The organism is Acinetobacter sp. 70_2 (assembly GCF_056736115.1).
The window spans coordinates 415,320-429,434 of record NZ_JBWZIP010000015.1 but is presented as its reverse complement, the minus strand read 5'-3'; the positions used below and the strand labels follow the sequence as shown (position 1 = coordinate 429,434).

Below are 14,115 nucleotides of genomic sequence, written 5' to 3'. Positions count from 1 at the left end.
TCTTTATTATATTTTGATAAACATAAAAAAAGCTCAGTAATCACTGAGCTTCCTAAATTAAACAAAACGAATCGGTTTAAACTCAGGTTCATGCTTGTGATGATCATCATCACACTCTTCACCCTCTTCTTTCGTTCCGCGGTCAATATAACCACTACGCTGTTCTTCCGGTAAGTTCTTTAACTCCCAAGCAATCACAGCTTGCATACATGTTTCGCGCTGTTCTTTCGTTAAAACAACACCATTTGGCCATTTACCAATTTCTACTGCTGTTTTTAAACGCTCTACAATTTCAGGGTTTAAAACAGATAGCATTTGTTCAATATTCATGATTCATCTCTTTGAAAAGATTCAAAATCTTGGTTCCAACCCAGTTTGGTACGACAAGCCATATAGAAATCATAACCTGGTGGGTGTAATAAACTTAATTTAAATGGGTGTTTACGGATGTGCAAACTGTCGCCAACATTGAGCGATACACTGTGTTGACCATCTGCACTCACCATCGGTAACACTCGATTTTCGCGAATAACAATTTTAATTTCACTTTGCCCACCAACTACGATTGGGCGTGAAGATAATGTATGGGGGTGCATAGGGACTAATGCAATCGCATCCATACTCGGATGTAAAATTGGACCACCACCCGACAATGCATAAGCAGTTGATCCTGTCGGTGTCGACACAATTAAACCATCACTATGCTGACGGTAAACATATTGACCATCAATATTGAGTTCAAAGTCGATCATATGTACCGACTTACCTGAGTGTAGTACGACATCATTTAAAGCAATTGCGTCATAAATGACTTCGCCATTGGTACGTACTTCCATTTCAAGCAAGAAACGGCGATCAAGTTGGAAATGACCTTGTAGAACCTGATCAAGCTTAAAAATAGCTTCCGCAGGCTTAATATCTGTTAAAAATCCTAAACGCCCACGGTTAATACCAATGACAGGTGTATTGTAGCGAACTAAAGCTCTAGCTGCATGAAGTAAAGAACCATCTCCACCGACTACAATCACCAGATCAGCAACTTCACCTAATAAGTGACGACTAACAACTTGTGCATGATCATAGGGCACTAATTCGGCAGTTTCCTGATCAAAAATGGGGTTTAGGCCTAAACTTAACAAATGGTCATGAATTAAACATAGTGTTTCTACAACTGATGATTTATCCGGTCGACCAATTAACCCGACGTTTCTGAAGGACTTATGTGAAATTTGCACGAATGAGTAAGCTCCGCTGCGATTCTACGCTATCATAACATTAACCTGATTAATTTAAAAAAACATAACAACAAGATGCTGTAAAATTCAATCTAAGTTTTCCATTTATTCACAGTTTTATCATTGCAAATTGATGACAAGCTATCGCATCATTAACGTATTGTTTAGGGTTTTATCTCATTTATATGAAGTTTGAACGTGGTATCGGTTTCTTCGCACTAATTTTTTCCATATTGGTGATTGGTGCTTTTATTGCTCTTAGTATCTATCTGATTCGTTTAGATAATATTATCCGTGAAAAATTTGAAGGACAGCGCTGGGACATTCCTGCCAAAGTATTCGCTCGGCCTTTGGAAATTTATAATAATGCACCTATTACTCAAGCAAATTTTACCCAAGAATTAAAATTATTAGGTTACAAAACTTCAAGTAATTATGACAAGTCTGGAACCTTTGTTGCTCAAGGTAGCAACATGTATGTACATACTCGCGGTTTCGACTATGGTGATAGTGTAGAACCTGAACAAGTTTTAGAACTTAGTTTTGCAAACGACCAAGTTGCAGAGGTACGCAGTACCAAACCTTCTTCAACAGGTGTGGCTCGTTTAGAACCTATGCTCATTGGGGGGATCTATCCTCAGCATAATGAAGACCGCGTTCTGATCAAACTCAATAATGTTCCTAAACCCCTCATTGAAGCTTTAATTTCTACAGAAGACCGTAATTTCTACCACCACCACGGTATTTCAATTCGTGGTACGGCCCGTGCTTTGGTGAGTAATGTAACTGGAGGACGTCGCCAAGGTGGTTCAACCCTGACACAACAGTTAGTTAAGAATTTTTATTTAACACCTGAACGCACATTAAAACGTAAAGTGAATGAAGCCCTAATGGCTTTACTCATTGAATTGCATTACAGCAAAGATGAAATTTTAGAAGCTTATTTAAATGAAGTAAATTTAGGCCAAAACGGTAACTATTCAATTAATGGTTATGGCTTGGCTTCACAGTTTTATTTTGGTTTACCACTTCGTGAACTGAATGTCGCGCAACAAGCTTATTTAGTCGGTTTGGTTCAAGGTCCATCTTTATATAACCCTTGGAAAAACCCTGAAGGCGCAAAAAATCGTCGTGATACAGTTTTAAATAACATGCGTGTAATGGGTTATTTAACTCAAGCAGAATATGAAACTGAAATCGCACGTCCTTTAAATGTACTGAGCAAACCAAGCTTAGGTCCTGCAAAATTCCCTGACTTCTTAGATATTGTGCGTCGTCAGTTACGTACCGAATATCAAGAAAGCGATTTAACCAATCAAGGATTACGTATTTTTACGACCTTGGACCCTATTGCTCAAACTCAAGTTCAAGATGCATTTAAAGCTTCTGTAGAACGTCTGACTCAAAGCAACCCTGCCCGCTTGAAAAACTTGCAAGGTGCAGTACTGATTGCACATCCTGAAAATGGCGAGTTAATTGCAGCCGTTGGCTCAACTCAAGACTTTACTGGCTTTAACCGTACCTTAGATGCAAAACGTCAAGTCGGTTCTTTATTGAAGCCAGTGATTTATTTAAGTGCAATTGAGTCTGGCCGTTATAACTGGGCAAGTAAAATTGAAGACGCACCAATCAGTATTCCTGTAGACGGCGGTAAAAGTTGGACACCGAAAAACTATAGTGGCGGTGGTCATGGCATTGTAAGTTTAAGTGAAGCCTTAGCAAACTCTTATAACCTTTCTGCTGTTCGTATAGGTCAAGAATTTGGGTTATCTACATTTACCAATAACTTAAGAAAATTTGGCGTTGAATCACCAATTCCTGCCTACCCTTCTATTTTCCTTGGTGCAGTTAATATGTCGCCAATGGAAGTACTCGGTATTTATGAAAACTTCGCTACAGGTGGTTTCAAATATCCAACTCGTGCGATTCGCTCTGTGGTAGATGCCAATGGTCGTTTACTTGATCGTTATGGCCTAAATGTACAACAAACGATTGATCCATCTGTTGGCTATATCATGAACTACGGCCTTCAACAGGTCATGTCTTCAGGTACGGGCCGCGCAGCGTACAATAGCTTACCTCCTGCGTTAAAATTGGCTGGTAAATCAGGTACGACTAACGATACACGTGACTCATGGTTTGCCGGTTATTCGGGTAACCATGTCGCTGTAGTATGGTTAGGTCTAGATGACAACAAAGTGACTGGCTTAACAGGTTCATCTGGTGCATTGCCGGTGTGGATTAATGTGATGAAACAATTACGTCAAACACCGGTAAATTTACGTCAGCCAGACACTGTACAGTGGCAATGGATTGACCATGCAACAGGTGATTTATCGGCACAGGCTTGTGCTGGTGCGATGTATATCCCTATGCTGACACATACAGTTCCACATCGTGCTACGCCATGTGGAGCACCGTATTATCAAGTTGATCCAACATACGCACCACAAAGTGATAACACAGCACCAGCTTCTCAACCGGATAATAGCGATAGCTATATTCGTGAGAGTGAAAACCAGATGGAACAAGATCTGTCGAATAACTCACATGTGATTTCTAGTGGTAGTTATAACAAGTAAGCGTTGACAGGAAACAGGATATGTTAAAGAAAGGTGTTTTTTATATTGGTGCTGTACTTATGGTCGGCTGTACAACTTTACCAGATCATTCAGCCCCAAAAGAGAAAACACCGCCTGTTACCGAGAAAAAGAATACTGAGACGCCATCTGGTGTAAAAATTACACCTTATGATCATCCAGATATTCAACGTAAAAGTTTACAAGTGATTGTTCCTCAGCAGAAAAAGTCCCAACGCTTTAATGATGATGGAAGCCAGTTACCTGCTTTTAAAACATTAATGCAAAAAACTGAGCAAGCTTACAAAAACCAGCAATGGTCGGAGGCTGAGCGCTATGCCCTTCAAGCGCAGCGTTTAGCACCACAGGCGGCTGAGACTTATTTATTTCTTGCACTCACGGCAAATCATAAACAGCAATATGCTAATGCTGAGTCTCTTGCTAGACGTGGTTTAAGCTTTGCTCAGAGCCAAGCAATGAAAAAACAGCTTTGGCTAACCATTTTAAAAGCTGGTCAACAGCGTAATAACCCAAAAACTGTTCAGGAAGCACAGCAAGCATTAAAAGCGCTCTAGCTTTTAATACTTTTATGTCTTATTAAAAATTACGAATACCTGCCAAGCCATACGCACCATGTTGCTGTGCTGTAGCTAAATCATCAGGACTCATGCCTCCCAAAGCAAATACGGGAATCTGGCATTTCTCAATCAAGTCAGTTAAACGATCCCATCCTAATGCGCTAGCGTCTGGATGGGTTTCTGTTACTTTGACAGGACTTACAAAAACAGCATCACAGCCAATTTGCTGAGCATGCTGTAAAGAAACTGCATCGTGACAAGCAGCAATAAAACGTACTCCCACCTCTAAGTCGCCTTTATGCAAACTCATTAATTGAGACTGCTTAAGATGAACCGTTTTTATATGACTTTTTAACTCAGGTTTTAGCTTGTGCCAAACATCGATATTCACGATTAATTTTGAAAGCTGATCTGTATCTAAAAGAGCTAATTTTTCTAGATCTGCCTGATCAAAACTCTCTTTTTCATTACGCCAATACACTAAAGTGTCATCATTTTCGGCTGGAGTCAGCGTGGGACTAATTTTAATAAAATGCGGCCAATACAATCTTTTAATAATGTCTTTATTGGCTTTCGGGAAGTTTAATTGAAGTAACTGTTCACGTGTGTACCATGTCCAAGGCTGATGAATAAGATTTAATAATTCATCAGGCACATAGCTATGAAACAAATGAAGGTTGACGATAATGTCATCATATTCATGGTGAATATAATCAAATTGATGCCAATCTTTTAAACCAATACCGACTTCTTCATAAATTTCACGGCGGCAAGCTTCTTCTGGTGTTTCACCCTGCTCAACCTTTCCTCCAGGAAACTCATGCTTTCCACCTTGATGCTGCTGTTCTCCACGCCATCCAATTAATATTTTTCCGCGATGAATTAAGATGGCTATTGCGACATCGACGATCGGTTTAGGCATTGTTCTACTCACTCAAATTTTTCTCAAGTGTAAGCAAATTTTATCAATTTATAAATTCTTTAAAATCTCATTGACAGATCTATTCGATAATGATTATCATTTAAATCATTCAAGAATATACCACGGAGCACAACAAATGAACGCACCTTTTAGCTTATTTACTCGTAACACTGACTCAGCTCATGCCTTACCAATGCTACATTCTAACAACCTATTTGCATTAGGTCGTGAAATTCGAATTATGCATGCTGGCGAGGAATACCGCTTACGCCTTACTCGCAATAACCGTCTCATTTTAACTAAATAAGAACGATCCTCGCGTTTCAATAATATTCGTGGGAAAACAAAAAATGGATAGCATGGGCAACCATGCTATTTTTGTATTTCATAATTAAAAGGCAATGTCACTTCAACTTTTAAACCACCTTGGCTTGCATGCATAAATTGCAGTTCTCCACCATGGAGTTGAATAATTTTTTTAGTAATTGATAGCCCTAATCCTGAGCCTTGCTGCTGTGTACCTAATACGCGAAAAAAACGCTGTCCTAGACGTCTTAAAACTTCATCATCTACGCCATTTCCAGTGTCTTCTATAGAAATTTTCAGTTGTTGCTGGGACTGACTCAGTTCAACATGAATAAATCCCAAAGTAGGACTATAGCGAATAGCGTTATCAAATAGATTTCTAAAGGCAATAAACAGTAATTCTTCGTTCGCAAACATTTTGGTTTCATTTGACAAAATATTTGTCTCAATCACCATTTGTTTGGCTTGTGCATCAATATTTACAGTTTCAACTACTCGAGCCAATACATGGTTTAAATCAATGACACTCTTAAAGAGTTCCGGTTGCTCTGTTTCATTAGGCTCCAGACGTGCCAGAAGGAGTAAATTTTCAAGAATTTTTGTACTTCTTGAAACGTCTTCTTGGATGCGTTCAAAGTCTTGGTCAAGCTCTGGAACATGCTGATATTTGCGTTGTAAAACCTGAAGGCGCATTTGTATGGCAGATAACGGAGAACGTAACTCATGCGAAGCATCTGCAGTAAAGCGCTGTTCGGCAACAAGTGCTCTTTGAAGTCTTGCCAGTAACTGGTTTAAAGCATCTATGACCGGTTGAATTTCTGTAATGACATCTGGGTCTTGAATAGGTTCTAAATTTGATGCAGTTTTTTGAGCAATACGTTTAGAGAGTAGATTGAGAGCTGCCAATTGTTGTTCGGTACGCCAACTTACAATCACCCATTGTAATAACCAGAACAAAACCATAAGACCGCTATATCCAGCAAGAGCTTTAAGTACCTCTTCTACACGAGTACTCATGGGCTGAAAGACTTCAACTTGCAGCTCTGAATCTTTTTGTTGTGTGGCCAGACTACGCCATAACTGACCATCGAACCAAAAGTATGAAAAACCTTTTGATAAATTGCCTTGTTCAAAAAGTTCGTGTTGATAGGTATGAGAATGAGTAAGCAATTGACCAGAGTTTAATAATTCATATTGAATATCAAATTCATCACTGAGCTCGTCAAACTGTTTCATAGAATGTTTAGAAAGATCAGAAACCAGCAAGGTATCTGAAATTTCATCCATGATTTCATCTTGTACTGACATGTTGTGATAAATCGAAAATATGGTGAGTAAGCTTAAAGCGAGCAGCCCCACCACGATGCTGCTCCACATGGTGGTTTTAACCAGTTGGGATTGCAAAGAGGAACGATTCGATTTCATTTTAAATCTCCCATACGGTAGCCTAGTCCCCGTATGGTTTTAATACTGCCACTTCCGATTTTTTTTCGAAGTTGATAAATAAAAACTTCTATCGCATTACTTTCAATCTCGTCACCCCATGCGTAGAGCGCTTCTTCTAGTTGATCACGAGTAATAATATGTTCAGGATGAACCATCAACTTGCGTAAGATTTGGAACTCTTTTGCTGTTAAATCGATCGAATTGCCAGCAAATAATACAACTTTCGCTTGAGTATCGAGGTGTAAATCTCCCCATGTTAAAACCGATTGCTGGCTCAAAGTTTGTTTGCGTAATTGAGCGCGGATACGGGCTGATAACTCTTCTAAGCTAAAAGGTTTAACTAAGTAGTCATTTGCACCTAAATCTAGCCCCTCTACTCGGTCCTGAATGCTGTCACGTGCTGTAATAAAAATGACAGGTACATTTTTTTGTTTATAACGGATTGTGGTTAGAACTTTTTCACCCGCGAGTTGCGGTAGGCCTCGATCAAGCAAAATACAGTCATAGTCATGCTGCTCAATGGCAGTAAGCGCATAATCGCCTCTTTCAACCCAATCGACTTGATAACCATCTAACTCTAACCAAGATTGAATACTTTCCGCTTGAGAGCGATCATCTTCTGCAAGCAAAATTCTCATCTATTTTTCCTATTATATTCTGACTTGATCTTGCCAAGCCTTTATTAAAAAAGCAAAGCCGCATCATTCGTGCGGCTATAAATGGTATATGTAAAATCCAATATTAGAACTGGACTTGTTCTACATCAATTTCTACACGTTTTAACGGTTTAAGGTCTATATCTACTTCACCCACCAGACCAATATTAGTTGTTGGGGAAATAGGATGACCTTGCCAAAGTTCATCATCTACATCAATGGTAATAGTGCCCGTTTTATCACGGAACTGATATTTTTCATCCCCTAAAGATTTCACCACTTGGCCATGCAGTTTTACAGGCGTATTGTCTTTCGCTGTTAAAGCTTGCTTAACAGTCGTTACGGTTGCTGGAGTAATTGCTGCATGGTTCAAGGGTATATTTGCCATAACCATGCCAGCAGTTGCCAAACCAGCAGTCATCAAGATCACTTTAAATATTTTCATAAAATCACCTATTTGATTACATCTTGGAATGACATAAGTACAACAAGCATAGATGAGGTGAATCTTAAGAAAAATTTAATTTAAAGGTACAACGCGTAACACCTCTTCTAAAGTGGTAAGCCCTTCTATGACTTTATGCGCTCCAGCAATTCTCAAAGGCTCTACACTTTCTTTTTTCGTTTGGCTTCTTAATTCATTTAATGTCGCATGACTACCAATCAGATGCTTAAGCTCAAGACTAACAGGCATAAACTCATAAATACCGACTCGACCTTTATAACCAGTATGTCGGCACTGTTCACACCCTACTGCTTGATAAACTTTTTCTGGCATTTCCATAATGTAGTCAAAGGTTAGGTGTTGCCATTCATCTTCATTAATATGAGTCTGTTGCTTACAGTGCGGGCAAAGCTGTCGCACTAAGCGCTGTGCCAATACACCTAAAATAGTTGCTGCTGTCAGAAATGGTTGCACACCTAAATCATGCAAACGAGTCAAACTAGACGGTGCATCATTGGTATGTAAAGTTGATAATACCAAATGCCCTGTGAGTGCTGCCTGAATAGCCATATTTGCAGTGTCTTGGTCACGAATTTCCCCAATCATAATAATGTCGGGGTCTTGTCGCATTAAAGCACGCACGCCATCGGCAAAACCTAGATCAATTGCATTATTGACCTGCATTTGGTTAAAACTAGGTTCTAGCATTTCAATCGGGTCTTCAATGGTACAGACATTGACTTGATCAGTTGCGAGTTGCTTTAAAGAAGAATATAGCGTTGTGGTTTTACCCGAACCTGTTGGCCCCGTGACTAAAATAATGCCATGACTATTTTGTGTAATACGCTGCCATTGTTGCAGCAATGACTGGTCAAAACCCAATTGCTGAAAGGAACGTACCAGTACATCTGGATCGAAAATACGCATCACCAGTTTTTCGCCAAATGCAGTTGGCAAGGTCGATAAACGTAGCTCGGTTTCTTGTCCTTTCGGTGTCCGTGTTTTTAAGCGACCATCTTGCGGTTTACGCTTTTCCGCAACATTTAACCGCCCTAAAATTTTAATTCGGGAAATCACGGCGGTCAGTGTATTTGAAGGCATGTTATAAATGGTGTGTAAAACGCCATCTATACGAAACCGAACTTTACCATTGTCTTTGCGTGGTTCCATGTGAATGTCACTGGCGCTTTGTTCAAACGCAAACTGTAAAATCCAGTCAACCAATTTTACAATATGTTGATCATTGGCATCAGGGTTTTGGCTATCACCAAGTTGTAAAAGCGCTTCTACCCCTTTGTTATCACGGTCATGAGCTGCATCTTTCTGAGCTGAGTTTACTGCACGGCTAACCTGATAATATTCTCGTAAGTAACGTTGTAACTGCTCAGGATTAAGGAATACCCGTTCAATTTTTTTCGGTGCTAAACTTCGTTCCAAATTGTTTAGCCAGTCTGTTTGAAAAGGCTGGTCTGTTCCTATCACAATTCGGTCCGCATGGACTTCTACAGCTAAAATGTGGTTTCGAATCGCAAACTCTTGTGACATGACTTGAGTTAAAGCGCTGACATCAGCCTTTAAAGGATCGATCACAAATAAAGGTAATTGTGCTCGATCGGCAAACCATTGGCACAGACGGTTTAAACTTAAATGCGCTTGTACGTGGTGTTGGTCTTTTAAATTAAAATGTGCAATCCACTGTAATGGATGCCATTTCAGTTGATCTTTTTGTCTATTTGTCGTTTGTACTAGTAATTTGTCACGCTCAGTAATACGACCTTCTTGTAATAATTGTTCTAGACACCAATGTGCGTCTATTTCTACATGTGCATTCATGTGTTATCCCCAATATATTTTTATAATATAGCAGAGATGTTTTAGATTTAACTGGTCTAGAAATCTTCAAATTTAGCTTTTAAATATCTTTTAACTTCAATTATTTAAACCAATTCTCAACTTGGTATTTTTTTGTGTCGTAGATCATATTTATAAAAATATTTATTGTGAGAGTTTGACTAAAAAAGAGACTAGGCTCAATACAATAAAAAGCATAAACTGGACATGAATATATGATTTAAAAATGATTAACTTCTGTATATAACAATAAACCAATGAGGAAGTATTATGAATCTTCCAATGACAACGTCATTACAAACTGCATCATTTGAAGAATTTATCACCATTATTGCTGCGGCATTGGGCTGCGGGTTATTAATTGGTCTGGAACGTGAAAGAAGCAAGCTCAAACATGAATATAAAACTTTTGCAGGTTTTCGTTCTTTTGCAATTAGTTCCCTACTCGGTGCAATCTGTTTTTTATTTGGTACAGAAATTGGAATTGTAGGCGCTCTACTTATTGGCGCGATCAGCATTGTCTCCCTTAAAAATCAGCCGAATGACCCAGGCGTGACTACCGAACTCGCATTTATTATGACTTACTTCATCGGGGCGCTTTGTATTTGGAATATCTCGTTAGCTGCGGGACTCGCCGTCATCATGACGATTATTTTATTAGCAAAACAATCTATGCATGGTATTGCCAGTCAATGGATTACCGAATCGGAATTACGTGACGGGATTTTTTTACTTGCCCTACTTTTAATTGCCTTACCCTTAGTCCCCAATAAACCTTTTTGGGGGCCAGTTTTAAACCCACATGTCATTTTAAAATTACTGACTTTGATTTTATTTGTGCAAGCGCTCGCACATATTGCAAAGCGGCTTTTATCTTCTAAAAATGCTTTATTACTCTCTTCCTTAGCCTCTGGTTTCGTTTCAAGTACAGCCACTATCGCAAGTCTAGGTTTAGAAGTCCGTTCTGGTCGTGCAAATGCAAAAACAAATGCAGGTGCAGCATTGATGTCATGCGTTTCCACACTCATTCAGACCTTAATTATTGTGGTTGGAATTAGCTTAGCATGGTTCAAATTCATTATATTTCCTACACTCATTGCATTGGCTTTTTTAGCAGTGTGGGCTTTTATTTTATTACGTAAAGCAGAACCAAGTACGACTTCAGCCGAATTAGACTCCAGAATGTTCAGCTTAAAAGAAGCCGTGATTATTGCGGGAACACTCACACTCATTCAGATTGGTGTTTATGGTCTAAGTCTATATTTAGGAGATGCTGGTTTAATCGCTGGGACTCTACTCGCTTCTTTGTTTGAAATACATGCAGCAATTGCAGCAGTGATTGTACAAGGAGAACCGAATAACGCTCATACCTCACTACTCATTGCTTTTATGGGCGGTTTTGCTGTGCATGCGATTGCTAAGAGCATTAACTCAGCTATTTCAGGTGGAATACACTACGCCCTTGCTTTTGTTCCTGCCCAACTGATTCACATAGCAATATTGATTAGCCTGCTATGGATGAACATACATTGGTTTTAAGTCTTACTTTTAAACACACGAAGTATCTTCCACCACATCCATAACTGTAATTACATTATCATTCACTTTAAAATGAATATCAAAATTAGAAAACTTCATTTTATAGACTCGTTCAGGGTCTTCTTGATAGGCAGGCCTTGGGTCTAAAGCCAGTACTTGCTCTAATTCATCCAGATATTGCCCGTTAATTTTTTTATTCTTTAAAAGATATTGCTGGGTAGTGAGTGCACTTTCCGACCAGATGACTTGCTTTCGTTCTGGTTCAGCTTGTGCATAGCCACTTTGAGCATCAACAATGGCATCTGAATATTGAATATAAGGTTTAATATCTAAAATTGGCGTGCCATTTAATAAATCACTGCCAGTAACATACACTCTTAATGACTTACCGACTTTTTCAACCTTTTTTAAACGTACTACAGATAAACCCACAGGCGCTGGACGATACATGCTGCGTGTTGCAAACACACCAATTTTTTCATTACCACCTAATCGTGGTGGGCGAACCTGAGGCCGAAACTTAGTTGCAGTCTCCTGATTTTTATTGTCATGAAACTGCCAGATGAGCCAGAGATGACTAAATTGTTCAATTCCCTCAAAAGCCAATAAGTCATTATAAGGTTCTACCATTTCGATATAAGACTCGATATTGACCAAATTAGGTTGGCGTGGAATACCAAATTTTTCTCGAAAAGGTGAGCACATGTGCCCGACTATTGGAAGGGTGACAGAATTCATCATCACTTTTTCTTATAAACACAATTAAATATATTCAGTTTATCGGGAATGAAATTATATTAGAATAGCTATCTGTTTTCTTTTAATCGTGATCGAGACCTTTAATGGCTGCTTTTAACGTTGAACGCATTACTCATGTGCACCACTGGAATGACACCCTTTTCAGTTTTAAAACTACACGCGACACCAGCTTACGTTTTAAAAATGGTCAGTTCGTAATGATCGGACTTGAAGTGAATGGCAAACCGTTAATGCGTGCATATTCGATTGCAAGTGCGAACTACGAAGAAGAGTTAGAGTTCTTCTCAATTAAAGTACAAGACGGTCCTTTAACTTCGATTTTGCAAAAAGTACAAGTTGGTGACGAAATTTTAGTTTCTAAAAAACCAACAGGTACATTGGTTCATGATGACCTTTTACCAGGTAAAAACTTATACCTTTTATCTTCTGGTACTGGTCTTGCGCCATTCTTATCAATTATTCGTGACCCAGAAACTTACGAACGCTTTGAAAAAGTAATCGTTGTTCATGGTACACGCTATATTTCTGAATTAGCGTATCAAGACCTAATCTTGAACGAATTACCAAACCATGAATTCTTTGAAGAATTAGGTATTAAAGACAAACTTGTTTACTACCCTACTGTTACTCGTGAGCCTTTCCACACGCAAGGCCGTGTAACAACAGCAATTGAAACTGGTGCTTTATTTGAAAAAATCGGTTTACCACGTTTTAACCGTGAAACTGACCGTGCAATGCTTTGCGGTAGCCCTGCATTCTTAAAAGACGTGGCTGCATTACTTGACCAACATGGTTTAGTTGAATCACCTCGTATGGGTGAGATGGGCGATTACGTGATTGAGCGTGCGTTCGTAGAAAAATAAGATTTTTCTAAATAAAAAACCGAGGCTAAGTCCTCGGTTTTTTTATATCTCTTTTTATAAGGTGATACTGCCATCGATACAGGTAACAGCGGTTCCACCCACTAAAATTTTATCTTGATGCAATTCAAGTTTCAGTTGTCCATCACGGCCTAAAGCCTGACCTTGTGAAGAAAACACCACATCATTTTGTGCTGGCAAAATCCTATGGTAACGAATAAAAGACGCCACACTACCATTCCCGCTACCACAAACTGGATCTTCATTTATTCCGCATGAAGGAGCAAATGAACGAACTTCTATATGTTTTTGCTCATCATTATTTTCATAAAAACCAAAAACTGTCGCGCCCGTAACTTTCATTTCTAAATCATGTTGTTTTAAGGCTGCAAAGTCTGGTTGGGTTGCTAAAACAGCTTCAGCATTCACCGCTTGTAATACAATCCAACGTGCACCTACATCAACCAATGTAGCATTCCATTGAGTATTAATTTCACATTTTAAAATTTCTGCTAATTTCTCAGTGTGCATTGCATCTAATGGTGTAATTTTAGGCTTAGGGAGTTCAAATGAAATATGCCCTGAGTCACTCACGGTAAGCGTTACCAAACCCGCAGCACATTGCTGTACAAGCTTATCTTCTTTAGCTGTCACAAGGCCTGCTTCAAGCAAAGCATAGGCAGTACCAATTGTAGGATGTCCTGCAAATGGCAACTCACTTTGCGGAGTAAAAATTCGAACCTGATAATCAGCTTGAGAATCTGTCGCAGGGAGCACAAATGTCGTTTCAGAAAGATTCGTCCAATTCGCAATTTCCTGCATCTGCTCAGACGTTAAGGTACTGGCGTCCATAATGACTGCGACAGGATTACCTTTAAATGCTTGTGAAGTAAAAACATCAACTTGTTTAAATGCAACAACAGACATAGACCACTCCTA

Annotated in this window: 14 protein-coding genes; 5 read left to right on the top strand and 9 right to left on the bottom strand. The window is 39.1% G+C overall.

Translation table 11 applies throughout. The annotated features are described in order from the left end of the window. Positions 1-57: 57 nt before the first annotated feature. Both AC1PJ9_RS11015 and AC1PJ9_RS11010 read right to left on the bottom strand, forming a co-directional pair. Positions 58-330, bottom strand: a complete 273-nt coding sequence (locus AC1PJ9_RS11015) for a YeaC family protein (protein ID WP_004643467.1) — start codon at positions 328-330, stop codon at positions 58-60. After that, the gene (locus tag AC1PJ9_RS11010; RefSeq protein WP_002049094.1) at positions 327-1,235 is read right to left on the bottom strand and encodes an NAD(+) kinase; all 909 of its coding nucleotides are present in this window, start codon (positions 1,233-1,235) and stop codon (positions 327-329) included. The genes AC1PJ9_RS11015 and AC1PJ9_RS11010 overlap by 4 nt, the downstream gene beginning before the upstream one ends. A 185-nt stretch (positions 1,236-1,420) precedes the next feature. Between AC1PJ9_RS11010 and mrcB the strand changes: the two genes are divergently transcribed. Both mrcB and AC1PJ9_RS11000 read left to right on the top strand, forming a co-directional pair. Then, complete coding sequence (gene mrcB, locus AC1PJ9_RS11005; RefSeq protein ID WP_311086902.1) at positions 1,421-3,817, top strand: penicillin-binding protein 1B; 2,397 nt, start codon at positions 1,421-1,423, stop codon at positions 3,815-3,817. Positions 3,818-3,837: 20 nt separating this feature from the next. After that, complete coding sequence (locus tag AC1PJ9_RS11000; RefSeq protein ID WP_311086901.1) at positions 3,838-4,389, top strand: tetratricopeptide repeat protein; 552 nt, start codon at positions 3,838-3,840, stop codon at positions 4,387-4,389. Positions 4,390-4,411: 22 nt separating this feature from the next. Here the strand turns inward: AC1PJ9_RS11000 and AC1PJ9_RS10995 are convergent, their stop codons facing one another. Further along, positions 4,412-5,314 (bottom strand): NUDIX domain-containing protein, encoded by a 903-nt coding sequence (locus AC1PJ9_RS10995; RefSeq protein ID WP_263614168.1) that lies wholly within the window; start codon positions 5,312-5,314, stop codon positions 4,412-4,414. Positions 5,315-5,450: 136 nt separating this feature from the next. Here AC1PJ9_RS10995 and hemP point away from each other — a divergent pair, with 136 nt between their 5' ends. Next, complete coding sequence (hemP, locus tag AC1PJ9_RS10990) at positions 5,451-5,621, top strand: hemin uptake protein HemP (protein WP_000993415.1); 171 nt, start codon at positions 5,451-5,453, stop codon at positions 5,619-5,621. 65 nt (positions 5,622-5,686) lie between these two features. Here hemP and AC1PJ9_RS10985 read toward each other — a convergent pair whose 3' ends face one another. The 4 genes from AC1PJ9_RS10985 to tfpB all read right to left on the bottom strand — a co-directional run bounded on the left by AC1PJ9_RS10985 (position 5,687) and on the right by tfpB (position 10,000). After that, positions 5,687-7,045, bottom strand: coding sequence for a sensor histidine kinase (locus AC1PJ9_RS10985; protein ID WP_311086900.1), 1,359 nt, complete (start codon positions 7,043-7,045; stop codon positions 5,687-5,689). After that, the gene (locus tag AC1PJ9_RS10980) at positions 7,042-7,704 is read right to left on the bottom strand and encodes a response regulator transcription factor (RefSeq protein ID WP_311086899.1); all 663 of its coding nucleotides are present in this window, start codon (positions 7,702-7,704) and stop codon (positions 7,042-7,044) included. Before AC1PJ9_RS10980 ends, AC1PJ9_RS10985 begins: the two co-directional genes overlap by 4 nt. Positions 7,705-7,807: 103 nt before the next feature. Further along, the gene (locus AC1PJ9_RS10975; RefSeq protein WP_263614171.1) at positions 7,808-8,167 is read right to left on the bottom strand and encodes a NirD/YgiW/YdeI family stress tolerance protein; all 360 of its coding nucleotides are present in this window, start codon (positions 8,165-8,167) and stop codon (positions 7,808-7,810) included. A gap of 75 nt (positions 8,168-8,242) precedes the next feature. Beyond that, the gene (gene tfpB / locus AC1PJ9_RS10970; protein ID WP_311086898.1) at positions 8,243-10,000 is read right to left on the bottom strand and encodes a type IV pilus assembly ATPase TfpB; all 1,758 of its coding nucleotides are present in this window, start codon (positions 9,998-10,000) and stop codon (positions 8,243-8,245) included. A 288-nt stretch (positions 10,001-10,288) separates the two neighbouring features. Between tfpB and AC1PJ9_RS10965 the strand changes: the two genes are divergently transcribed. Then, positions 10,289-11,557 (top strand): MgtC/SapB family protein, encoded by a 1,269-nt coding sequence (locus AC1PJ9_RS10965; protein ID WP_311086897.1) that lies wholly within the window; start codon positions 10,289-10,291, stop codon positions 11,555-11,557. Between the two features lie 9 nt (positions 11,558-11,566). Here AC1PJ9_RS10965 and tsaA read toward each other — a convergent pair whose 3' ends face one another. Further along, positions 11,567-12,295: a tRNA (N6-threonylcarbamoyladenosine(37)-N6)-methyltransferase TrmO gene (gene tsaA / locus AC1PJ9_RS10960; RefSeq protein WP_311069503.1), complete on the bottom strand. Its 729-nt coding sequence runs from the start codon at positions 12,293-12,295 to the stop codon at positions 11,567-11,569. A 104-nt stretch (positions 12,296-12,399) separates the two neighbouring features. On the opposite strand from tsaA, the gene AC1PJ9_RS10955 reads away from it, so the two are divergent. Then, entirely contained in the window at positions 12,400-13,179 is a 780-nt protein-coding gene (locus tag AC1PJ9_RS10955) for a ferredoxin--NADP reductase (protein ID WP_002118187.1), read from the top strand. Positions 13,180-13,233: 54 nt separating this feature from the next. Here the strand turns inward: AC1PJ9_RS10955 and AC1PJ9_RS10950 are convergent, their stop codons facing one another. Continuing rightward, a complete protein-coding gene (locus AC1PJ9_RS10950) occupies positions 13,234-14,103 on the bottom strand; it encodes a PhzF family phenazine biosynthesis protein (RefSeq protein WP_282496348.1) in 870 nt (289 codons plus the stop codon). Between the last annotated feature and the right edge of the window lie 12 nt (positions 14,104-14,115).